Consider the following 22363-nt stretch of genomic DNA (forward strand, 5'->3'; position numbering starts at 1 on the left):
GCTGGGCACGCCGAGGAGGAACGGCCGCCCGACGCGCGCCCTCGACGTGCCGCCCGGAAGCCTTCGTACGAGACGCACTCGGGGTTCCCGCCTACGCGGTGGAGGCGTCGCAACGGGCGGGCGGGGTGCCGCCGGGGGCTCGGTTCGGGGCTACGGCGTCGTGGTGTTGTGTCGTACGACGGTCTCGGCGAAGGCGCGTGCCGACGGGGACAGGTTCTCCCAACGGCGCGCGGCCCAGCCGACGGTGAGCGGCTCCAGCGCGGGCACGGGGACGAAGCACAGCCCGGGCCGGGGGTTCGCGCGCCAGCCGGGCAGGTCCGGCACGATGGCGTGGCCCACGCCGAGCTCGGCGAGCAGGACGGCGGTGTCCCAGTCGGCGACGCTCGTACCGGAGGAGGCCGCCGCTATCCCCAACTCCGCGTAGGCGGACTCCAGTCGGAGCCGGGAGGTGGAGCCCTCGGGCAGTCCTATCGGCCGCAGGCCGGCCAGGTCGGCGACCTCGGCCCGGGCCCGCCCGGCGAGTTCGTCGTCGGCGGCCACGGCGAGCACCCAGGGCAGGCGGGCCACGGGCCGCTGTTCGACACCGCGCACGGGCGCGTCCTGGGTCACCCAGGCCAGGTCGAGGCCGGGGTCCTGGAGGGCGGCGAAGCAGCTGCGGCTGGAGGACTCGGTACGGAACTCCAGGCTGACCCGTGGATGCAGGCGCCGGAACTCGGCCACCGCGGGAGCCATGAAGTGCCGCACGGTCACACTGCCGGTGGCGATGCGCACCACACCGCCGTCGCCCCGGGCGATCTCCCCGAGGGTGCGCAGCGCCAGGTCCAGCCCGGACAGCCCTTCCTCGGCCGCGCGCTGGAGCACCCGCCCGGCCCGGGTCGGGACCACTCCACGCGGTTGCCGCTCCACCAGGCCGACCCCCACCTCGCGCTCCAGCCGCCGCACGTGCTGACTCACGGCCGACTGGGTGCAGCCCAGGTCCCGGGCGGCCGCGCTCAGGCTCCCGGCGTGGCAGACGGCGACGAAAACGCGGAGATCATCAAGGGTCACGGGGGTAAAAGGTAGCCGCAGGGCGGCAGTTGCCCACCCGGCGGCCACCCCCGGATACCGGTCAGCTCGCGGGGGTCTCGTGGGTCTTGGCCAGCAGTTCCAGGATCTCGGCCGTCGTGCCCGTCTCCCCGAGGCGCGGGAAGATCCGCTCGACGCTGTTGCGGTGCGCGTCGAGCTCACGGTCGCCCATCGCGTCGGTGGCGAGCGTGACGTGGTAGCCGTGCTCGTGGGCGGCGCGCGCGGTGGACTCGACGCCGATGCTGGTGGCGATGCCGGTCAGGACGATCTGGGTGACGCCCCGGCGGCGGAGCTGGACGTCCAGGTCCGTGCCGTGGAAGGCACCCCAGTTGCGCTTGGTGACCACGATGTCGCCGGGGTGGCCGGAGAGTTCGTCGGTGATGACGTCCCAGCCCTCGGGCAGGGAGCCGGAGCCACGCGGCTGCTCGGTGCGGCCGGGGACCGTGTCGGAGCCGTCGGCCGCGAAGGAGACGCGGACCAGGACGACCGGCAGGTCACGGGCGCGGAAGGCGTCGGCGAGCGCCGCGCTGCGGGCGACCACGTCGGGGCCGGTGTGGGGCTGGGTCGGCATCGCCACGATGCCGTTCTGGAGGTCGATCACGACGAGGGCGGTGCGGGGGTCCAGGGCGGTGAGAGCCACGGCTGGGGCCTTTCGGGCGGAGTGACAGGGGGATGGGGGTGTCACGGCCGGGTGAGCCGCTCCATCAGGGCGAGCGCGTCGAGGAGCGTGCGGCGCTCCTCCTCCGTGTACCGGTCTTCGAGAGCACGGGACAGCCATTCCTGACGGGCCTGGCGGTCGCCCTCGACCCGGGCGCGCCCCGTGTCGGTGAGCGCGACCAGCTGACGGCGGCCGTCGGTGGGGTCGGGGCTGCGCATGATCAGGCCGTACTGCTCCAGCACACCGAGCGTGGCGGCCATCGACTGCGGGCGCACGCCCTCGGCGGAGGCCAGGGCGCTGGCGGTGGCCGCGCCGCCCTTGCTGATCAGGGTGAGCGCGGACACCTGGGAGGGCGTGAGCCCCTCCGACCCGGCGACCTCCCGCAGACGCCGCCGCAACCGGCTGAACACCACCCGCACATCGCGTGCGGCGCGCGCGGCGGACTCGGAGACGTCGTCGGGGTGCTGCTCCATGGCCGTCATGACCGTCACGCTAATTCCTTCAGGTAAGCCTGTCCAGTTTCACCTGTGCAGCCTTACCTGTTCATATCCGCGCAAGGCAGCCCTCGGCACTCCGCACACGTCACCCCTTGAAGCCCTGAAGTCCGCGCCTACGCTTGACCCAGCCCACACAGAGGGCGACCACGGCGACCACGGAGACGAGGGCCGCACCGAGGATCACGGTCGCCCCGGCGGACACGACGAACATCACCCACCACGCACCGCCGGCGGATTCCACGGCACCCCCCTGGATCGTCCTCACCGACGGGGACGACGGATTCCCGGAAGCGGTTGCGCGGCGTCACGCGCCCCGAGGCCGGACGACACCGTTCGGGTGAAGCGGAGGAAGTCGCTCGCATCATAAAATCGAACAGGCGTAGCATTGTGGTGTGGCTGCGACCCATGACTTCCCGAGTGACCTCCTCGCCGGTCAGGAGGAGCTGCATCAGGTCCGGGCCGAGCTCCTGGCTCTGCTGAAACGACTGCCCTGGTCGGTCGAGCCGCTGGAGGGATTCAGCGACGACACCGGCTGGCGCAAGGTGGAACGCCCCGCCTCCCCCGGCTGGACGAAGGGCGAGCAGGCGGAGGTGGAGAAGCTCCGGCAGCGCGAGCGCGAGCTGGCGGTGTTCATCTCCTGCCATCGCTTCTGGGAGGACGTGACGGCGGACCGGACGGTCGACACCCGGATGCGTCTGAAGCGCACCCAGGGGGAGTCATCGCGAGAGGCGTAGCAGGGCGGGGCCGGCGCCGAAGGGCCCCTGGGAGGCGGCTTCGGTCGGCAGCGGCGACGCGCCCACGTCGGCATCTCCCCCGTTGACTTGATGCCGATGCAGCCGCGTCACCTCTGCCGACCGCCCCCGTACCTACCATCGAGCACGAACGGATCCGACTCCGCGATTGCGGTGAACCATCCGTCCTGCGCGATGAGTTGACCATAGACTGCGACACACCAGGCCTGTCAAGTTTGTTAGACGGGTGGCGCCGGGTAAGGGTGGACCGAGTGTCTAACCAACTAGGCGCCCCCGCAGGAGAGTAGTGAGTCAGACACATGGGTGAGAGCACACCTGCCGGCAGGGGGTTGATCGCCGAGCGGCTGGATCGGCTGATCCTGACCAGGCATCCCGACGGACAGGGCCCCGGCAGCGAACGCGAGATCGCCCGCCGTAGCCGGGAGTTCGCGCGGACGCATCCGGAGGCGCCCACCATCAGCCACCAGAGCGTGGCCAACATCCGCGACGGGGTGGTCAAGAACCCGAGCGTCGACAGCCTGCGCGCACTCGCCAACGTCTTCGGCGTCAGACTCGGCTTCTTCCTGGAGGAGGAGCCACCGGCACCCCTTCAGGCGCCGACGTCGAACGCCACCGAGCCATCGGACCGGCAGCCGAGGCCCGCCGCCCTCGGCCTCTCCACGAGGCTGAACCGCCTCTTCGAGACGATGCACCCCAAGGAGCGCGGCTCCTACTCCTCGCGCGAGGTCGCGGACGCCATCGCCGCGCGCGGCGGCAGCATCAGCGAGGACGAGATCGAGCACCTGCGCGACGGCCGCTGGGATCCCACCAGCTACGAGCAGTTCGAGACGCTCGCCGCGTTCTTCGGCGTGCCGGTGGCCTACTTCGTGGACGACGACACCGCCGCACGGGTCTCCTCGGACCTCGACCTCGTGGACGCGCTCAAACAGCAGGGCGTCGGCACCCGCCAGATCGCCCTGCGCGCGGTCGCCGACCTGGACGAGGACGCCCTGGAAGCCCTGGTCCCGGTGATCCAGCATCTGCGGCAGGCGGGCAGACGGCAGCGGATGTAGTCCCGTACGCACACGCACCGCACGCGCCGGACGCCGCCGCACACAGCGCACGCCACACGTGTTCCCACACGGGACAGTAAAATCTTCCGACTCATCCGGGCTGCCCTCAACCTTCGTCCTCACCACCGCCGTCCTCACCACCGTCGTCACGACCGGCGGTGCCCACCCACCGAGCGGACCGCGCGACGGAGACCCAGCCCGACTGGGGGGATCTGGGGGGAGAGGAGAGCACGACGTGGACTTCCTTCGACGGCAGCGGGCCGCGCGCCGCCCGGCCCAGGCGCGACAGGACGAGCCGGAACTGCGCCGCCACTGCGGCGAACTCGTGCGAGGGCTCGACCTCCCGGACCCGTTCACCGTCAACGCACTCGTCGACCAGATGGAAGAGCACCGCGGCCGTCCCATCTCCCTCGTACCGGCCCCCTTACCGGCCGACCGGGGCCCCTGCGGACTGTGGATCGCCACCCCCGAGGTGGACTACATCGTCTACCAGGCGGACACCGGCAAGGCCCACCAAGGGCACATCGTCCTGCACGAGATCGGCCACATGATCTGCGAGCACACGTCGACTCCCGCCGAGGAGGCGGAGGTCTCCCGGCTCCTGCTGCCGCACCTGGACCCCGCGACGGTCCGCGCCGTCCTCGGCCGCACCGCCTACGACCGCGACGAGGAGCGGGCCGCCGAACTGGTCGCCTCCCTCATCCCGCTCCAGGCCGGCGCCGGCACCGCACCCCGACCGGAGCCCGCCCGGGCCTCCCGTTCCCCGCACACGGCGGCCCTGGTCCGCCACCTGGAACGCTCGCTCGAACGCGGCGTACGCCCCCCGAGCGATGTCTAGCGTGCTGTTCGTCGTCGTCCACGGGGTGCTCGCAGTGATCTCCTGGAGCGCCTTCACCGTCAAGGCCAAGGACCTGGCCCGGGATCGGCACAACAGGGAACTCCGGCTGCTGTGCCTGGCGATCGGCACCTTCGCCACCCCGTTCTTCTTCGCCAGCCCCCCGTTCTACACGCGCGTCGACGCGGCTCTCGGCCGGCACAACGTCTCCATGCTCATCGTCCACACCACCGTGGCCGTCTTCCTCACCTCGACCCTCGCCCTCCTCGCCAGCCGGTCGTCCGCCCGGCCCACGGGGCGGTCGGGGCCACGGCTGCGGTACCGGCTCGTCGTCGGCTACGGGATCGCCAGCATCGTCGCGATGGCCGTGCTCTTCTTCCTCTCCTCAGCGACCGACGACGCGGAACACCCCCTCGACTTCGACACCCGCTACGGCTCCGTCCCGAGCGTCTGCGCGTTCCTGCTCGTCTCGCAGTGCCTCTTCACCGTCAGCATGGTCGGTCTGATCCGCATGTGCCGGCACTGCGCCAGGATCGTCCCGGGACCCTGGCTGCGGCGCGGCCTGCGCGTCGTCGCCGCCGGAGCCGTCGCGGGCCTGTGCTACTCCCTGCCCAAAGCCGGCTCCGTGCTCTGGAACCTGTGCGGAACCTTCCCCCTCGCCACGGTCACCACCGTGCTCGCGCCGATGGCCGTGAGCGTCGCGGGCGCCCTGTTCGCGATCGGCTTCACCATGCCGGTGTGGGGTGTACGCGTGGGCGCCGCCCTCGCCTGGAGGCACCGCTACCGCGCCTACCGCCGCCGCCTGCCCCTCTGGGAGGCGATCACGCGGGCCTTCCCCGAGATCGTCCTCGTCCCGCCGCCCGCCTCCCGCCTCGCGCTCGCCCGCGAACTCGACTTCTTCCTCAGCCGTCAGGTGATCGAGATACTCGACGGGGAGATGCGGCTGCGCGCCCGGTACGACGACGGGGTGGGCGAGTTGGCCCGCGACGTCTGCGCCGCGCACCGGATCACCGGCGCACGCGCCGAGGCGTTCCGGGACGCCCTCCGGATCGCCGCGGCCCTGCGCGCCCACACCGCCGGCCTCACCGCCGCCCGGCAGGGGGCACGGGTCCACGACAGCACCGACGGCGACCTCGACCAGGAGGCCGCCCGCCTCACCCGAGTCGCCGAAGCCCTCCACTCCCCCCTCCTCACCACCACCCTCCCCCGCCTCACTCCCACCCCCGCCCAACAGGGCACCGGACGAGCGGCGCCCTGAACGACTCGCCGATACGGCCGTCGCCACCGGGCGTGGATCGCGCTCTCTGCCGCGGCCCCTGGTCAGGGCAGGGCGAGGACGCAGAACTCGTGGCCCTCCGGGTCGGTCAGACACGTCCACGCGACGTCGCCCTGGCCCACGTCGAGGTCGGTCGCGCCGAGGGCCCGCAGCCGGGCGACCTCCGCCACCTCGTCGTCACCGGGGTACGGCAGCAGGTCGAGGTGGACCCGATCCGGCGCGGTCTTCGCGCCCGGCGTGCGCAGGAACTCGAGATACGGGCCGACACCCTGGGCGGAGCGCAACGCCGCATGCGTGTCGGACACCTCGTGCAGGGTCCAGTCCAGCGCCTCGCCCCAGAACCGGGCCATCGCCCGCGGATCCACGCAGTCCACCACCACCGCGGCGATGGGCCCGGTGTCCCGGTAGATCTCCCGGGGCTCCAGCACACAGAACTCGTTGCCCTCGGGGTCGGCGAGCACCGTCCACGGCACAGCGCCCTGCCCCACGTCGACGGGCGTCGCACCGAGAGCCGTCAGGCGTCCGACCAACTCCGCCTGATGAGCCGCGGAGGTGGTGGCGAGATCGAGATGCACACGGTTCTTCGCCGCCGCCCTGGGTTCCGGGACGGGAACGACGTCGATGCCGACGGCGACGGGGTCCGGCCAGACGAGACCGCCACCAGGCCCCACGTAGGTGGTCACGTCGGACGCCCCACCGTATGCACTCCACCCGAGCGCCCGAGCCCAGAACCGCCCGACCATCGAACCGTCGAGAGCCTTGAAGTTCACCTGAACAGGTCGCAATGCCATACCCACCGATCGCACCCGCCGGCTACCGGACCCGAGCACTCATCCAGCGCGGCTGAGGGGCGCTGTCGGCATCGCCTCGTGCGTACGACCCGCCCGAGGGATGACGCCACGAATGCCGACGACCAGAACCCAGAGCAGGAGAGGGAAAACAGCGACCCGTTCCATACCTCCCATGCCAAAGCCCAGGTAGTGGCGGGAGAGGAAGAGCCCGAAGGCCGTGATCGCTGCGACTCCCAGCAGGCTGGTACCCCATCGCAAGGGGGCCGGTATGGACTCTGGCAGGGCGAACCCCGCCACGACGAGTCCGAAGTTGCCCATTGCCATGATGAGGAGGGCGCCCAGGACATGCTGGTTCTCGTTGACGTCTGCGGGAGCCAGCCCGGCCAGCACGCATCCCACGCCGGCACCGGCCAGCAGCAGGCGGGCCACGGCAGCGGCCCTGCCTCTGCGCCACAGGACACCACCGGCCAGGGCAGCGCCGACAACGAGCAGGGTTCCCAGGGTGACGAATGAAGCATTCATCAGGCCGTGCTCGGGGGAGCAGACGTACCGCGGCTCGGGCTCTGGCTGCAGGGCGCAGTGAGCGTTGCCCAAGTCGCTGATGTTGTTCCGCGCCCAGCTGTACGGTCTGGCCCAAGCCGACTCGGCGATCCCGTGAACGACGAAGAACTGCACCACGCCCACGATCCATGCCGAGTACCCGATCCGGAATCTCACCTGTCCACCTCCGTCACGCGCATCTCGTGCGGACAGTCGATCACGCGGCGCCGGACTCAGGCACTCCGACAAGCCCCCTGAAACAGGGTGGGGCTAACCCTATGATCTTCGCGCCGTGAGACCGTGCGGGGCTGCCAACACCGCGGCGACACTTGGTCACTTGGCGTCCAAGGCGGCTCAGGGTGCGACGGGGGACGGGAAGATCCGCCTCGGGAAATGAGCGGCAGGGTCCCGCCGGTGCGCGGTACGGTGCGCCGGTGTCAGAGATCAAGAAGTTCCAAGTCACCTTTGACTGCGCAGAACCCGAGCGCCTCGCTCGCTTCTGGTGTGAAGTGCTGGGGTACGTCATGCCGCCGCCACCTGAGGGGTTCACCAACTGGGACGATTTCAACCGCACCCTGCCTCCTGAGAAGCAGGGAGCATGGTCCGCCTGCAGTGATCCTTCAGGCGCGGGCCCGCGCCTGTACTTCCAGCGCGTCCCTGAGGGCAAGGTCGTCAAGAATCGGGTCCATCTCGACGTCCGGGTCGGCACCGGGCTCGTGGGGGACGAGCGCCTCGCCACGCTCGAAGCCGAGTGCGCACGACTGGTCGCGCTCGGTGCGACCCACGTGCAGACGCTGTACGCCGACGAGGAGAACGAGTCGTGCATCCCGATGCTGGACATCGAGGGCAACGAGTTCTGTATCGACTGAACATTCTTCGAGCCGGGGAGGTGGAGAGCCACCTCCCCTGGGCCTCTCCGGTCCAGCTGACGCAGCGCATGGGGCCCATCTGGCACATAGGTGGCACGGCGGCGGCGGGCGGCCTGAAAGAACAAGGCCCAGGGCTTCGGGTGCGTACCCGTCGACCTGGGCCTTCGTCGTGTCCGGGGACCGGTGGGCGCGGACGGTTTCGAACCGCCGACATCCGCCTTGTAAGGGCGGCGCTCTACCGCTGAGCTACGCGCCCGGGAGACGAGTGGACAGCGTACATCGCCCGGGGGGATGTCCCGCAAACCACCGGCCGGGCGCACCGTGAACCACAGGCCCTGTGTGTTCGTCCTGTACCGGTGGGAGAATGACAGCCGGGCAGTGCGGATCACAGCGCGGGAGAGGGATGTGACGGCGACACCAGCACAGCCGTGCACGCCGGGGGCGGGCCGGCGCCGTACGGCTGCCCGTGACGGCCTGGTCCTGCTCGCGCTGCCGCTCGTCGCCGCGCTCGCCCTGCCCGCGGCCTTCGCCGGAGGCGGTACGCGGCGGTGGTTCGGGGGACGGGCCGAGGGGCAGCGGGCCGAGGCGCAGGCCGCCAAGGACGACGCCGCGACCGCCTTCTACGAGCTGGACAGCGCCCAGCGGGATCTGCGGATCTCGATCGAGACCATCGCCGCCGTGGACGACTCGCCGGCCGCCCGCCGTGCCGTCGCCGACTTCGAGGGGCTCGGGCGGCGCATCGACGAGGTCAGCCTGCGCTACATCGGTGCCGTCGACGCGCACGACCTGGACCGGGTCGACCTGGAGGCGTCCGCCGCGTCCCGCGCCCGGGCCGACCTCACGGCCGCCAAGGACGAACTGGCGCGCGTCAAGCAGGAGCTGGATCGTTTCGGCCAGGGCCTGGGGCCGCTGCTCGGGAAGGCGGAGACCCAACTCGCCCGGGTCGCCCCGGCCGCGGAGCGGGCCCGCCAGGCGTTGCGCGCCGCCGGTGACGCCCTGGAGGCCGCGCGCGCGGCGGGGCTCCGGGCGGAGGACCTCGCCGCCCGGCTGGCCGCCCTGGCGCCGGAACTGACCAAGCTCAACGAGGGCGCCGGCCGGCACGGCGTGCCGCAGACGCTGGAGCGCGCGCAGCGGGTCGCGCGGGACGCCGAGAGCGTACGGGCGCAGGCGGAGCGGCTGCCGGAGCAGGCCGCCGACGTCGATCACCGGCTGGTGTCCCTGCGCACCCGCGCCGAGGCGCTCACCACGCGGGCCGGGCAGGTCGAGCCGGTCCTCAGCGAGCTGCGGCGGCGGTTCACGGCGGCCTGCTGGCAGGATCTCCAGCGGGTGCCGGAGCAGGCGGCCGAGTCCGTGCGGCAGGCCGAGCTGAAGCTGGCGGAGGCGCGGGCGGCGCGGGACGCGCAGCGCTGGCCGGACGCCGCGTCGCTGCTGTCCACCGTACGGGCGCTGCTGAACTCGACGGACGAGGCGGTGTCGGCGGCCGGTGACCGGCTGCGGCGGCTCAACGCCGTGCAGAAGGACGCGGGGCAGGAGATCGAGCGGACCCGGTTCGCGATCAGGGACGCCCAGCGACTGGCCATGGCGGGGCGTACGACACCCGATCCGCGGCATGCCCGCCCGCTGGACGAGGCCGTGGCCCGGCTGGACCGCGCGGTCGCCGGTCTTGAGGGCCGGCACCCGGACTACTGGCACTTCCTGACCGAGACGGAAGCGGTGCGGGGCACGGTCGCGGACGTGGTGTCCGGGATCCGCGGGGAACGCGGCGGGCCGCGGTAGGCCCGTAGGCCGATGGGCAGGGCCCCCGGACACACGCAGGCCCCGGACACACGCAGGCCCCCTGCCGGCGGAGAGTCCGCGGCAGGGGGCCTGGTCACCGGTATCCGAGGCCGAAGGCTCAGGTGCGGTACGCGTAGAACGCGGCCGTCGGATACGACGCGACGAGACTCGCCACCGACCTGTTGAAGGTGTTGGTGGAGTGGTACGACACGTAGGGCACGCCCTGGGCGCTGCGCGACGTGACGATCATGGAGTGGTCCTTGGACCCGTCCTTGTTGAAGTCCATCTGGAGCACGTCACCGATGTCCAGCTGGTACACGTTGGACAGGCTGGTGACCCGCTTCGAGGACAGCGCGAACCACGAGAACTCGTTGACGCCGACGAACGAGTCGGACTGGATGTCCGCGGTGCCGAACCACTTGTGGAAGTCGTTCGTGTAACCCGGGACGTGCTTCCAGCCGCCGGCCTTCAGGGACTGGCTGACGAAGTTGGTGCAGTCACCGCCCGCGCCCTGACCGTTGTAGTCGGGGTAGTCCGGGTTGTAGTTCTTCCAGTACTTCGTCGCGTACGCCACCATGGCGTTGTAGTCGTACGCGCCACCCGTGATCTTCTTCGGGTTGGCGGGCGCCGGCCACGTGGTCGAGGCCTTGGGGGCCGACGGCGGGCCGTCGTCGGCGGGGGTGGCGGGCTTGGCCTTGGCGGCGGCGACGGTCGGCGTGGCCACCTGGTTGACGGCCATGTAGCCGTCGTCGGTGTCCTGGACCCGGGTCAGCTGCCAGGCGCCCTGCCGGTCGGCCTTGAACGTCAGCTCGTGGTGCGCCTGGAAGCCGGTCGTCTTCGGCTCGTTGGCCTTGACGTCGGCGTAGGCGAGCGTCGTGATCTCGGTGACGTCCGCCTTGGCGGTACGACCGGTCACCCGCGTCGCGTCCAGCGTGACCTTGGTGCTGCCGGCGCTGTACTTCTCCCCCAGCTTGGCGAGCAGGGTCTGACGGCCGTGCAGCTGGCTCAGCGCGGACTTCTCCGCACGGTTCTGCCCGTCGGACAGCTTGACGTGCCCCCGGAAGCCGGTGGCGCGCTGCGTGTCCTTCTTCTGGGCGCCGCCGGCCACCAGGGCGTCGGTGCGGTCGGTGAAGACCGCGTCGGCCAGCTTCTGGAACGTGGCCTTGGTCGCCGCGTCCACCGTCGGGTCGTCGGTGACCGCCGCGCCGGCGCTCCAGTTGGGCACCAGGGCCACGCCCGCGACCACCGAGGCGGCTGCGGCGGAGACTATGGCTGTACGGCTCCGCTTACGGCTCAGTTTTCTTGATTTCAATGGTGATCCCCTCTAGGCCGGTACACCCATACCGGAGGGGCATCTTCCCATGCCATATGTGGCTGGTGGGAAGGGGGTTGGTTGAATCGCAACCAACCGTCCACCGCCGTCCACCGCCCCGTCCGGTGCCGTCTACGACCGTCTACGCCCGGCTACTGCACCACGCTGGACCAGTCCGGCGACTGGGCCGGGTCCAGGCTGCGCAGCCGCTCCAGCGTCGCGGGCTTCTGCACGTCCATCCAGTCCGACAGCTCCTTGAAGGAAACACACTTGACCTCCTTCTTGGTGCAGACGTTCTTGATCACCTGGTTCATGGCCTTCATGTAGATGCCGCCGTTCCAGTCCTCGAAGTGGTTGCCGATGAACATCGGCGCGCGGCTGCCGTAATACACACGGTTGAACCCGTCCATGTACGACTGGAGCGTCATCCGCTGCCATTCGGAGTACATGGCCGGGTTGCCCTTCGGGTTGGCGTCGGACTGGTTGTAGAGGAAGTTGAAGTCCATGGACAGGGCCTGGAACTTGCCGCCCGGGTACGGAAGGCTCTGGAGCGGGAAGTTCCAGACACCGTTCTTCTTCGCGGGCCATATCTGGAACTCGCCCGGGGAACTCGCGTCGTAGCGCCAGCCGTAGTCCTTGACGACCTTGAGCAGGTTCTCCTGGCCCTCGAGACAGGGGGCGCGCCCGCCGACGACCTCGCTCTTGAAGTCGAAGGGCAGCGCGGGGATGTCCTTGTAACCGGTGTTGGTCTTCCAGTTCTCGACGAACTTGTAGAACTGGTCGATCTCGTCCTTCCACTGGGCGGGGCTCCACGCCTTGCCGCTGCCGGGGTCGGGGTCGCAGAAGTGGCCGTTGAAGTGGGTGCCGATCTCGTTGCCGCCGTTCCAGGCCGCGCGGAGCTGTTCCAGGGTGTCGCGGATGTGCTGGTCGGTGGCGTAGTCGATCGCCGCCTCGCCCGGCTTGTGCATGGGCCCCTGGTAGAGGCTCCTCTTGTCCTTGGGCAGCAGGTAGATGCCCGTGAGGAAGAACGTCATGTGGGCGTCGTACTGCTTGGCCATCTCCAGGTAGTGCGAGAAGAGATGGTCGTCGCCCTGCAGCGCGCCGTCCCAGGAGATGACGACGAACTGGGGCGGCTTCTCACCGGGCTTGAGCGGAACCGCCTTCAACTGGTCCTTCTGCGGCCCGGTGAGGGAGGTGGAGCCGTCGCCCAGGATCTTTACCTTGCCGTCCCACTTCGGCGTCTGGCCGGGCTTGGGCAGGTAGTTCTTCTTGTCACCGTCGGCGGCCGTCGGCGTCGTGTCGTCGTGTCCGGCCACCACGAGGAAGGTCACCGTGATGGACGCGACCGCGAGCAGCGCCGCCAGCGTGAGGTTGCGGCGGTTGCGGGCCGGGGCGGGACGGGCCTTGCGACGGCGGCCGGTCTTGGAGGTCATGGGCGGCTCGTTCTGCGAGGAGCGGACGGTGGGCGGTGGCTCGTGCACCGGCGTCAGCCGGGCGGACGCGTGGCGTTCGTCCAGATCGTGTAGGGGACGCCGGTGGTGGTCGCCGTCCCGGCGATCCCCTCCAGCGGCAGCGACTGAAGGCTCTTGGCGAGGTCCATGCGGTAGACGACGACCGCCGTGGAGACGGAGTCGGCCGTGCCGATGTACCAGGAGGCGGTGTCGTCCTGCGCGTGCCCGGCCATCCCGGCGACCGGCCGCTCGGCGGACACCGCGCCCGGGTGGGCGGTACGGAAGGCGTCGGTGAGCGCGTCGGTGACCTGGCTCGCGGTCGTGGAACTCACCGCCCGCCGGGGCTTGGGCGTCGCGAGCGGGACCGCGGTGCCGTTGCGGGTCATACGGCGCACCGAGTACGGCTCGGTGTGCTGCCCCTCGGCGGCGAAGGTGGCGTAGCCGTTCGCCATCCGGATGGCGCTCGGGGTGGAGCTGCCGAGGGACAGGGCGGGCACCTGCGGGCCCATGCTGGAGGGCAGCAGTCCCGTCGCCAGCGCCGTCCTGCGCACCTGGTCCAGGCCGGTGTCCATGCCGAGCTGCATGAACGGGGTGTTGACCGACTGGGCGAGCGCCTGGCTCAGGGGGATGCGGCCGTAGGACTTCTTGCCCTCGTTGTGGGCGCTGACCTTCTTCCCGCTGCGGTCCCAGTAGGGGCCCTCGGGGGTGATGACGGGGACGCCGTCGTCGCCGTCGTAGAGCGTGTCGGGGGTGACCGGGGTCGCCGGGCCGCCGCGGGTCTTGTGGACGCCGTGCTCCAGGCCCGCGGCGTAGACGAACGGCAGGAACGCCGAACCGGCCTGGACGGAGCCCGCGTTGGACTCGTTGAAGCCCTGCGTACGGTGGTCGGGGCCGCCGTAGACCGCGAGGATACGGCCGTCGGAGGCCACCGAGGCGGCGCCGTAGTGGGCGTTCTTCGCCGGGCCCGGCAGGGTCTGCTTGCCCTCCTTGCGGGCCTTGGTGACGGCGGCCGTGAGGGCGTTCTCCTTCTTGCGGTCGAAGGTGGTGTAGATCTGGTAGCCGCCGAGGTCGAAGTCCTTGTCGGAGAGGTTCGCGGACTTCTTGGCGTACTGGGAGGCCAGCTGCACCAGGTAGTCGCTCTGCTGTCCGGTGTCGTACAGCGGGTTCTGCTTGAGCGGCTCGGGGAACGTGCGGTACTTGTCGCGCTCGGACTGCGACAGCTTGCCGATCTTGACCATCCGGTCCAGGATCCAGGACCAGCGCTCGACGGCGCGATGGCGGTTCGCCGGGTTGAGGGTGGGGTCGTAGAGACCGGCGCCCTTGAGGAGGGAGGCGAGGAAGGCGGCCTCGCTCGGGTTGAGCCGGCTCACGTCCTTGCCGTAGTAGGCCTGGGCGGCGCGCTGGATGCCGTAGGTGCCGCGACCGAACCAGCTCGTGTTGAGGTAGCCCTCCAGGATCTGGTCCTTGCTCATCTGGTTGTCGAGCTTGAGGGCGATCATCGCCTCGGTGAACTTGCGGCTGACCGTCTGGTTCTGGTTCAGGTAGACGTTCTTCACGTACTGCTGGGTGATGGTCGAGCCGCCCTGGGTGTCCCCCTTGCCGACCGTGCGGTACAGGGCGCGGGTGAGGCCCTTGACGGAGATCCCGGGGTCGGAGTAGAAGCTCTCGTTCTCGGCCGCGAGGACCGCCCAGCGGACCTGTTCGGGGATGTCCTTGAGCGGCATGGCCTGCCGCTGCACCCAGCCGGTGCGGGCCATGGGGGTGCCGTCGGACCAGAAGTAGACGTTGTCCTGCTGGGTGGCGTACGAGTTGAGGTTCTGCGGGATGTCGGTGGCGGCGTAGGCGATGACGAGGAAGGCGCTGCTGAGGCAGACGGAGGTCAGCACGGCGCCCACCCACTGGCGCCAGGAGGGCATCCAGCGCCGCCAGCCGGCGCGGCCCGGGCGCGGGTAGGCCGGGCGCAGCTTGCGTGCGTAGGGGGCGAGCCTGTGGGCGAGGGGCTCCAGCTTGCGGGCGTACGGCGCCAGGGGCGCGGTGACACGAGTGAGCAGGGTGCCCTCGGGGACCTTCTTGCGCGAGGCTCGCCGAGGGGTGGACGCGGGCTGGGGCTGCGGGGGGACCCGCAGCTGCATGGTCTCGTCGGGGCGGAGCCCCTCGGGGATGCCCGGGTCCGTGCCGGTGTCCGCGTCGGAGCCCCGCGACTCGGCCGGGTCCGGCCGCCTGGGGCGCACGGCCTTCAGCTGCATGGTGCCGTCGGGCGGCGGAATGGCGCCGGCCTTCAGCTGCATGGTCTCGTCCGGGTCGAACCGGGACGCGCCGGGAGTCCGGCCGTCCTCGGGGCGCCGTCGGCTCGACCGGTCGCCCGAGCGGCCCTGCGGGTCCGACCGTTCGGTCCGCCTGGGCTCGGCCGGGCGCCGCAACTGGTCGTTCAGACGGGCGAGCTGGTCGTTCGGCCGGTCCGACCGACCGGACGCGTCGTACCGCTCCACCCGACCCGACTGCCCGGACTCACCGGAACGCTCCGAAGGACCGGAGTCGCCGGAACGGCCCGAACGGCCGGACTCACCGAAGCCGCTCGGTCGGCCGGACTCGTCGAAGCGAGCCGAACGGCCGGACTCGTCGCGCCGACCCGAGCGGTCGGCCTCGCCAGAACGGTCCGAACGGGCGGACTCACCGGAACCGCCTGAACGGCTGGACTCACCGAAGCTGCTCGACCGGCCGGACTCGTCGAAGCGAGCCGAACGGCCGGACTCGTCGCGCCGGCCCGAGCCGCCGAACTCACCGGGACGGTCCGAACGGGCGGACTCACCGAAACCGCTCGACCGGCCGGACTCGCCGTACCGACCCGAGCCGCCGGACTCGCCAGAACGGTCCGAACGGCTGGACCCGCCGAAGCTGCTCGGTCGGTCGGAGCCGTCGTAGCGGTTCGACCGGCCGGGCTCGTCGTAGTGACCCGGACGGCCGGACTCGTCGTGTCGATCCGAGCGGTCGGACTCGTCGAAGATGTTCGAGTGGTCGGGCTCGATGTGCCGGTTCGACCGGTTCGACCGGTTCGGTCGGCTGGGCTCGTCGGGGTGGCCCGGGCGGTTCCGTCGGAACGGGTCGTCGGGGCGAGGACGGCGCGGCTGGTCGTCCCGTCCGCTCGACTCGGCGCCCGGGCCCGGCTGTTCCGGTCGGTTCGGCTCGTCCTCATAGCGGTGCGGTCGGTTGCCGCCCTCGCTAGTCACGGCGGGATCCGGCGTACGCACGCCTCCGGCGCTGCCGGCCCCCTATTCGCTGCCATGCCTCGGTCACGACTGCATCTCCCTCCGCACTCGATGTTGCGCGCGTGGGTAGGTGCAGCTGCCACGTATGCGGCTGCGAGCCCCCTTCACGGAGCCCCCCTCACGATCTCACGGCTCATCGCGGCACTAATAAATTATCAGCGACTCCTGTCATCCCCCGGGGCGGGAGAGGTACAGAAGTGGCCAAGGCGAAAAATCTGAGGAGATCTTAAGGAGATCTCCTGACCATCAAGGGGAGCCGCATTGTCCTTTGAGTCACCTTTACGTGCACTTTGAGACGTCGCCACGGCCCGGGCGAGCCCCTGGGTCGGCCGGTTCCCGACGGCTAACCTGGGGACATGCCTCGCTACGAGTACCGCTGCCGCACGTGCGGCGACACCTTCGAACTCAGCCGCCCCATGGCCCAGTCGGCGGCCCCCGCCACCTGCCCCTCGGGCCACGACGACACGGTCAAGCTCCTGTCGACCGTGGCCGTCGGCGGCACGGCGGGCGCCCCCGCGTCGGCACCCCCCGCGGGCGGAGGCGGGGGCGGCTGCTGCGGCGGGGGCTGCTGCGGCTGAAAGCATGTCCCCTATTTGACATGTTCGCGTTTGACAGGCCGCCTATTTTTGACGTGCAGCCTTCAAAAATTCGCGCAGAATCCGCTCCCCCGCCAGAACGCCGCGTTCCGCCAGCGCGCTGATCCCGGGGGACGTCCAGTCGCAGTCCGCCAGTTCGCCGTGGCCCGGGCGCCAGCCCCGGTCCGCGGCGAGCAGCAGATCCGCATCGAGCAGCGAGTCACCGGCGGCCAGGGTGAGCGCCGCACCGGTGCGCCGGGCGACCTCGCGCACGGCGGCGCTCTTCGTCAGCGGCTTCGGCACCGCGTAGATCTTGCGGCCCTGCAACGACACCGTCCAGCCGCGCTCCTCCGCCCAGGCGGCCAGCTCCTTGACCCACTCCTCGGGCAGCAGCTCCCGCTCCACGACGAGGTAGGCGAACAGGTCCTCGGCCACCCGCTGCTTGCGCAGCCACACCGGGTCCGCCGCGGCCGTCAGATGCTCCTGCACCTCGGCCAGCGGCGCGCACTCCTCCGCGAGGCGCGCGAGGACCGCCCGGTGCCAGTCGGCGTCCGTGACTCCGTCCACGAGCAGATGGCCGCCGTTCGCGCAGATCGCGTACCGGGGGGCGGGGCCCGGCAGGTTGATGCGCTGGTACTGCTTGCGGGTGCGGGTCGTGGTCGGCACGAACACCGCGCGGTCCCCGAGATCGGTGAGCAGGCCCGCGGCCGTCTCCGTCATGTAGGACAGCGGCCTGCTCTCGTGCACCTCGACGCACAGCAGTCGCGGCGCCCTCGGGTCCGGCATGGTCAGCGCGAGCGCCGCGGCGGAGTAGATCAGTGTGCGGTCGAGGTCGCTCGCGACCAGGACGGGACCGGTGCCGGGGTTCGTGGCGGTGCTCACGCGGCCGACACCGCCTTGCCGTCGGCGCCGGTCGCACCCCGCGTGTACCGGGGGTGGATCAGCCCCACGCAGCTGTACGGCAGCCCGTCGACCTCCTCGACGGGCACCCCGCGCTGCTCGGCCAGCAGGCGTACGTGGTCCAGGTCGGCGCCGGCCCCCGAGCGCGCGAGGATCTTCCAGGGCACCCGGCGCAGCAGGACCCGGGTGGTCTCCCCCACCCCGGGTTTGACGAGGTTCACGTCATGGATGCCGTACTCCTCGCTGATGCGCTCCACCGCCGCCCAGCCCTCCCAGGTCGGCGTACGGTCGCCGGCGAGCAGTTCCTTGGCCCGCGCGTCGACGCCGGCGTCCACCTCGGGGAAGTGGGCGGTGACGGTGTCCAGGAAGTCGGCCGACACGTCCGCCGGGGCGAGCTCCCGGTAGAACTTGGCGCCGTGGTAGTCCCGCGGTCCGACCAGGTCGGCGCGCAGCACGGTGCGCGAGATGAGCCCGGAGACGGTCGAGTTGAGGCAGGCGGACGGGATGAGGAAGTCCTCCCGGGTGCCGTACGTCCGCACGCAGGAGCCCGGGTCGGCCAGCACCGCTATCTCCGCGTCGAAGCCCGAGACGCCCTCGACGGCCTCGAACTCCCTGATCGCGTCGGCGAGTTCCCGGGTGATGGCGCCCTTACCGGTCCAGCCGTCCACGAAGACGACGTCGGCGGGGTCGTGGCGGTCGGCGAGGTAGCGCAGCGCGTTGGCGTCGATACCGCGCCCGCGCACGATGGACACCGCGTAGTGCGGCAGGTCCAGGCCGTGGCGGTGCTGGGCCCAGCGGCGCATCAGCACGCCGACGGGGGTTCCGGCGCGGGCCAGGGAGACCAGCACGGGCCGCCGTCCGGGCCGTTCGGCGAGCACGGTCTCGGTGACCACGCCGACCGCCTCGGCGATCCGCGCGGCCGAGAGCGTGAGGGCCTCCTGGAACAGCTCCTGGTACTGGGCGCTCGGCTGGTACTCCACGGGCAGCGACTCCGCGTAGTGCGCGCCGCCGCTCTGGATCGCCTCCTCGCGCTCCTCCACCGGCGCCTCCAGGGTGACGTCCGAGAGGTCCTGGAGCAGCCATCCGACCTCGTCCGGCGCGTACGAGGAGAAGGTCGGGCCGCGAAGGGGCTCGGGGAGCATCGGGGGCCTTTCGGGAGCGTGTGCGGGCTGCGGCACACAGCCGGCCGCGCGAGGGGGTGTGTGGCTCGGGACCACGGCCAGCAGGACGTGCGGGACATGGGCGGCCAGTTGGCCGAGGAGGCCGTCGGGGGCGTGCAGGGCGGGGGTGTCGGCCACCGAGTCCACGACCGCCACCACCGCGTCGAATCCGGCGCCCGCCACGTTGTAGGCGTAGCGCTCGCCGGGGCCGTCGGCCGGGTCGTCGTGGGCGGGGAAGACGATGCGGCTGCGGATCGCGTAGCCGGGGTCGTCCACCGCGAGGACGGGCGAGCGGGTGGTGGTGGAGTAGCGGACCTCGGCGGCCACGGTCCGCTCCAGCTCGTGGGCGAGGCGCAGCGGCGCGTACATCAGCTCCTCGAAGCCCAGCACCAGCACCCGCCGGGCGGCGGCGGGTATCGCCTCGGCGAGGCGGGCGGCCATGGCGGGCAGCTCCCGCTCCAGGCGGGCGCGGTGCCCGGGGGTGAAGCCGTGCCGGCCGCCGTCGGGCAGGGCGTCGGGCCAGCCGATGCCGACCCGCTCGATCCGGCCGCCCTCCCGGGGGCCGGGGACCGCCGGGCGGGCGGCGGCCTCGTGCTCCGCGACCAGGGCGCGGCCCTTCTCCAGCACGTCCTCGGGCAGCCGTACCGTGCCGGAGGCCGCAGCGAGGAGATCCACGCGGGCGCCGATCTCCTCGGCGAAGTCCGTCAGCCGCCCGAGGTCGGCGGCCGAGCGCATGTCGACGAGGGAGACGACGACGTACCGCTTCCTCGGGTGGCGCTCGTCCAGGTCCCGGATCGTGTTCATGACCGTGTTGCCGGTGGAGAACTCGTCGTCCACCAGGACCAGCGGCCCCTCGCCCGCCAGCAGCCGCGGGTCCTCGGGGAGCAGCAGATGCGAGGTGGCGTGGGAGTGGGACTCCTCGAAGCCGCCCGCCGGGGCGACGCCCGCCACCGGGCGGCGGGTGGAGTGCAGATAGGGCGCGAGGCCCAGGCCGTCCGCGACCGCGTGCCCGAGGCCCGTGGCGGTCTCCGCGTAGCCGAGGACGACGGCGCGGCGGCCCTCGTCCTCGCCCAGCAGCTCCCGCACGCGGCGGCCGAGGGCGAGCCCATGGCCGTAGACGACGGACGGGGACTGCGGGACGTGCTTGCCCAGCACGTGCGAGACGAGCAGGTGCGCCCGCTTGGGGTTGCGGCGCAGCGCCAGCCCCAGCAGCTCGGGCAGGCGCTCGTCACCGGCGAGCTCGACCCCGAGCCGCTCGGCGACCCATGTCCCGGACCAGACCTCGTTGTTCATGCGTTCCCTGTCATACGGCGGTTGCGGTGGCTACGTCGGTTGCGGTGGCGCTACGGCAGCACGGCGGCGGCCAGCAGTTCCACGAAGCCGACGTGCTCGTGGGCGACGCCGAAGACCTCGGCGCGCTGGAGGGTGCGCTCGGCCCAGGCGCGGTGCGGCTTCACCTCGTTCATCTTGTTCGTGTACGCGGAGCGCAGCACGCCCCCGCCCAGCCGCTCGGGCCGCAGGATGTCCTGGGCGTCGCTGAACTCCTCGTGGCTGACGACCGACAGCGCGTGCACGGGCATGACGTGCGAGGGGTGGATGCAGGTCTTGCCGAGCAGCCCGTTGGCCCGGTCCAGGGCGATCTCGCGCAGCAGCCCGTCCATGTCGTGCTCGATGAGCGTCTCGCGCAGATCCTCGACCTCGCCCGCCTGGAACGGGCTGCGGCGCAGCAGCGGCTTGAACATCCGCTCCTGGGCCCGGAAGTACTCCCACACCGGCCCGGTCACCGTGAATCCGGTTCCGTCGACGCGCCCGAGGACGTTCACCACGTCCGCGATGACCGAGGCGACGATCTGGACGTCGTAGGCGGTCATGTCGGGTGCTCTGCGCAGGCCGTAGGAGGAGCAGAAGTCGGTGACACCCAGGCGCAGCGCGAGAACCCGGTCGCGGTACTTGTCCACCGTGCGGAAGATGCCGGCCAGGGTCTCGCGGCGGGTCTCCAGGTAGAGCAGGTCCGGTGACTCCAGGACGGGCATGGCGAACAGCCGGTGTCCGCTCGCCGCCTCGGCGGCGGTCAGCGCCTCCAGGAAGAGGACGCCGCGCTCCTCGGTGAACTTCGGCAGCACGAAACCGGACAGGAGCCGCACCGCCGGGCCGAGCCGGGCCACCAGGTCCGGGATCTGGTCGGCGGTGCGGACGCGGATGAACAGCAGCGGCGGGTCGAGGTCGGGCCGTCCGTCCAGCTCGGTGAGCTGGCGCACCAGGTTCTCCTCGGCGTCCACCACGTCCGCGTCGTCGATGGAGTCCTCCAGGCACAGCACCATCGACACGACCCCGCGGCCGGCCTGCTTGACCACGTCGTCGGCCAGCCGCGGACGGGTCGCGGGGCTGTAGAGGGTGGCGCCGAGAGCGGCCGCGAGAACCGGGGCGGCGGAGTCCGCGGTGAACACTGCCGGTTCGCGGTGGAAGAGACGCTGCCGCTCCTCTGGGGCGATATGCCCGAAATGACGCATGAAACTCCCCCGCTTGTGGCTGGATTGTATGCATGGGAACGGCCGATGTGGCCGAGGGTGGCCGGTAATAGTACGTAGAACTGCGTGTCAGGGGTTCCTGTCCGGTATGAAATTCCGGTAACCCGGCTGTGTCGACGGTACGTCGGCGCCCGGATCGGAGCCACACCCCGCGTTGTCGTGACCTTGCCCGAGAAGGCAGGATGACGCCCATGACGCACGCGATGCTGAAGGGGTCGAACGTCCCGCTGGAGGCCACGGCGGTACGGGCGGTACTGCGCTGGACACCGGGAACGGGCGTTCCGGACGTGGACGCCTCGGCGCTGCTTCTCGGCCCCGGCGGGCGGGTGCGGTCCGACGAGGACTTCGTCTTCTACAACCAGCCCCGGCATCCGTCCGGCACGGTGCGGCTGCTCGGCAAGAAGCGCGCGGGCGAGGGGCTGACGGAGGCCATCCAGACGGACCTGACGGGCGTCGAGGCCGACGTGAAGCGTGTCCTGCTGGTCGCCTCCGCGGACGACGTCACCTTCGACCAGGTGCGGGGGCTGCGCATCGAGCTGCACGACGCGGGGGCGGGGGCGGACGCGGAGCCGCTCGCGCACTTCGAGATCAAGCCGGAGACGGGGGCGGAGACGGCGCTGATCTGCGGGGAGCTGTACCGGCGGGGGGAGGGCTGGAAGTTCCGGGCCCTCGGGGAGGGGTACTCCAACGGGCTGAAGGGGCTCGCGAACGACTTCGGGATCACGGTGGACGAGTCCGAGGAGGGCGAGGTCTCGGCTCCGCTGCCGCCGGAGCAGCCGCCGGTGCCGGTGCAGTCGGCGTACGGGTATCCGCTGCCTGCCGCCGCGGCGCCGTCGTACGGCTACCCCCAGACCCAGCCGGCCTACGGCTACCCGCCCGCCCTCCCCGACTTCACTCTGCCCCCGCAGGGCCCCCAGTTCATCACCCGCTGACCCCTCCGGGGCACGCCCGGCTTCTCGCGCAGTTCCCCGCGCCCCTTGTCGGGAGGGTTCGGTCCGTTCCGATCCTGCGGCTCCGTCGTGGCCGCTCGCGCAGTTCCCCGCGCCCCTGATGGGGGCGC

At 71.3% G+C, this 22363-nt stretch carries 20 protein-coding genes and 1 tRNA gene; 8 read left to right on the forward strand and 13 right to left on the reverse strand.

The features are described from left to right. Positions 1–150 precede the first annotated feature (150 nt). The 4 genes from AB0C59_RS07255 to AB0C59_RS07270 form a co-directional block, all read right to left on the reverse strand. Positions 151–1047: a LysR family transcriptional regulator gene (locus tag AB0C59_RS07255; RefSeq protein WP_363001521.1), complete on the reverse strand. Its 897-nt coding sequence runs from the start codon at positions 1045–1047 to the stop codon at positions 151–153. A gap of 61 nt (positions 1048–1108) precedes the next feature. Continuing rightward, positions 1109–1705: a hydrolase gene (locus tag AB0C59_RS07260; protein WP_363001523.1), complete on the reverse strand. Its 597-nt coding sequence runs from the start codon at positions 1703–1705 to the stop codon at positions 1109–1111. Positions 1706–1746: 41 nt separating this feature from the next. After that, positions 1747–2196, reverse strand: a complete 450-nt coding sequence (locus AB0C59_RS07265; protein ID WP_363001923.1) for a MarR family transcriptional regulator — start codon at positions 2194–2196, stop codon at positions 1747–1749. A 109-nt stretch (positions 2197–2305) separates the two neighbouring features. Then, positions 2306–2461 (reverse strand): hypothetical protein, encoded by a 156-nt coding sequence (locus AB0C59_RS07270; RefSeq protein WP_363001525.1) that lies wholly within the window; start codon positions 2459–2461, stop codon positions 2306–2308. A 151-nt stretch (positions 2462–2612) separates the two neighbouring features. Between AB0C59_RS07270 and AB0C59_RS07275 the strand changes: the two genes are divergently transcribed. From AB0C59_RS07275 to AB0C59_RS07290, 4 genes are all read left to right on the forward strand, one after another. After that, positions 2613–2954 carry a hypothetical protein gene (locus tag AB0C59_RS07275; protein WP_363001527.1) on the forward strand — a complete coding sequence of 114 codons (342 nt, stop codon included), beginning with the start codon at positions 2613–2615 and terminating at the stop codon, positions 2952–2954. 317 nt (positions 2955–3271) lie between these two features. Beyond that, positions 3272–4024 (forward strand): hypothetical protein, encoded by a 753-nt coding sequence (locus tag AB0C59_RS07280; protein ID WP_363001529.1) that lies wholly within the window; start codon positions 3272–3274, stop codon positions 4022–4024. Between the two features lie 235 nt (positions 4025–4259). After that, a complete protein-coding gene (locus AB0C59_RS07285) occupies positions 4260–4862 on the forward strand; it encodes a hypothetical protein (RefSeq protein WP_363001531.1) in 603 nt (200 codons plus the stop codon). Then, on the forward strand, positions 4855–6117 hold the full coding sequence (locus AB0C59_RS07290) for an MAB_1171c family putative transporter (protein ID WP_363001532.1): 1263 nt from the start codon (positions 4855–4857) through the stop codon (positions 6115–6117). Before AB0C59_RS07285 ends, AB0C59_RS07290 begins: the two co-directional genes overlap by 8 nt. 62 nt (positions 6118–6179) lie before the next feature. On the opposite strand, the gene AB0C59_RS07295 is transcribed toward AB0C59_RS07290, so the two are convergent. Both AB0C59_RS07295 and AB0C59_RS07300 read right to left on the reverse strand, forming a co-directional pair. Further along, positions 6180–6926 (reverse strand): VOC family protein, encoded by a 747-nt coding sequence (locus tag AB0C59_RS07295; protein ID WP_363001534.1) that lies wholly within the window; start codon positions 6924–6926, stop codon positions 6180–6182. A gap of 39 nt (positions 6927–6965) precedes the next feature. Further along, positions 6966–7604, reverse strand: a complete 639-nt coding sequence (locus tag AB0C59_RS07300) for a DUF998 domain-containing protein (RefSeq protein ID WP_363001536.1) — start codon at positions 7602–7604, stop codon at positions 6966–6968. Between the two features lie 296 nt (positions 7605–7900). On the opposite strand from AB0C59_RS07300, the gene AB0C59_RS07305 reads away from it, so the two are divergent. Next, complete coding sequence (locus AB0C59_RS07305; RefSeq protein ID WP_363001538.1) at positions 7901–8335, forward strand: VOC family protein; 435 nt, start codon at positions 7901–7903, stop codon at positions 8333–8335. A 184-nt stretch (positions 8336–8519) separates the two neighbouring features. Here the strand turns inward: AB0C59_RS07305 and AB0C59_RS07310 are convergent. Continuing rightward, a tRNA-Val gene (locus AB0C59_RS07310) sits at positions 8520–8591 on the reverse strand. Between the two features lie 149 nt (positions 8592–8740). Between AB0C59_RS07310 and AB0C59_RS07315 the strand changes: the two genes are divergently transcribed. Further along, on the forward strand, positions 8741–10111 hold the full coding sequence (locus AB0C59_RS07315; RefSeq protein WP_363001540.1) for a hypothetical protein: 1371 nt from the start codon (positions 8741–8743) through the stop codon (positions 10109–10111). Positions 10112–10229: 118 nt separating this feature from the next. On the opposite strand, the gene AB0C59_RS07320 is transcribed toward AB0C59_RS07315, so the two are convergent. The 3 genes from AB0C59_RS07320 to AB0C59_RS07330 form a co-directional block, all read right to left on the reverse strand. Beyond that, positions 10230–11345, reverse strand: coding sequence for an amidase domain-containing protein (locus AB0C59_RS07320; RefSeq protein WP_363001542.1), 1116 nt, complete (start codon positions 11343–11345; stop codon positions 10230–10232). 230 nt (positions 11346–11575) lie between these two features. After that, a complete protein-coding gene (locus AB0C59_RS07325) occupies positions 11576–12856 on the reverse strand; it encodes a hypothetical protein (protein WP_363001544.1) in 1281 nt (426 codons plus the stop codon). A 53-nt stretch (positions 12857–12909) separates the two neighbouring features. Next, positions 12910–15006 (reverse strand): transglycosylase domain-containing protein, encoded by a 2097-nt coding sequence (locus tag AB0C59_RS07330; protein ID WP_363001925.1) that lies wholly within the window; start codon positions 15004–15006, stop codon positions 12910–12912. Between the two features lie 1490 nt (positions 15007–16496). On the opposite strand from AB0C59_RS07330, the gene AB0C59_RS07335 reads away from it, so the two are divergent. Then, positions 16497–16718 (forward strand): zinc ribbon domain-containing protein, encoded by a 222-nt coding sequence (locus tag AB0C59_RS07335; protein ID WP_363001546.1) that lies wholly within the window; start codon positions 16497–16499, stop codon positions 16716–16718. Positions 16719–16760: 42 nt separating this feature from the next. Here the strand turns inward: AB0C59_RS07335 and AB0C59_RS07340 are convergent, their stop codons facing one another. The 3 genes from AB0C59_RS07340 to AB0C59_RS07350 are packed head-to-tail and all read right to left on the reverse strand — an operon-like array spanning position 16761 to position 21285. Beyond that, complete coding sequence (locus AB0C59_RS07340; RefSeq protein ID WP_363001548.1) at positions 16761–17597, reverse strand: HAD family hydrolase; 837 nt, start codon at positions 17595–17597, stop codon at positions 16761–16763. Next, positions 17594–20068 (reverse strand): phosphoribosyltransferase, encoded by a 2475-nt coding sequence (locus AB0C59_RS07345; RefSeq protein WP_363001550.1) that lies wholly within the window; start codon positions 20066–20068, stop codon positions 17594–17596. The genes AB0C59_RS07340 and AB0C59_RS07345 overlap by 4 nt, the downstream gene beginning before the upstream one ends. Positions 20069–20118: 50 nt before the next feature. Continuing rightward, positions 20119–21285, reverse strand: a complete 1167-nt coding sequence (locus AB0C59_RS07350) for an HpcH/HpaI aldolase/citrate lyase family protein (protein WP_363001551.1) — start codon at positions 21283–21285, stop codon at positions 20119–20121. Positions 21286–21494: 209 nt separating this feature from the next. Here AB0C59_RS07350 and AB0C59_RS07355 point away from each other — a divergent pair, with 209 nt between their 5' ends. Further along, on the forward strand, positions 21495–22235 hold the full coding sequence (locus AB0C59_RS07355; RefSeq protein ID WP_363001553.1) for a TerD family protein: 741 nt from the start codon (positions 21495–21497) through the stop codon (positions 22233–22235). The last annotated feature ends 128 nt before the right edge of the window (positions 22236–22363 follow it).

The organism is Streptomyces sp. NPDC048664 (genome assembly GCF_040650555.1).
Lineage (GTDB): Bacteria > Actinomycetota > Actinomycetes > Streptomycetales > Streptomycetaceae > Streptomyces.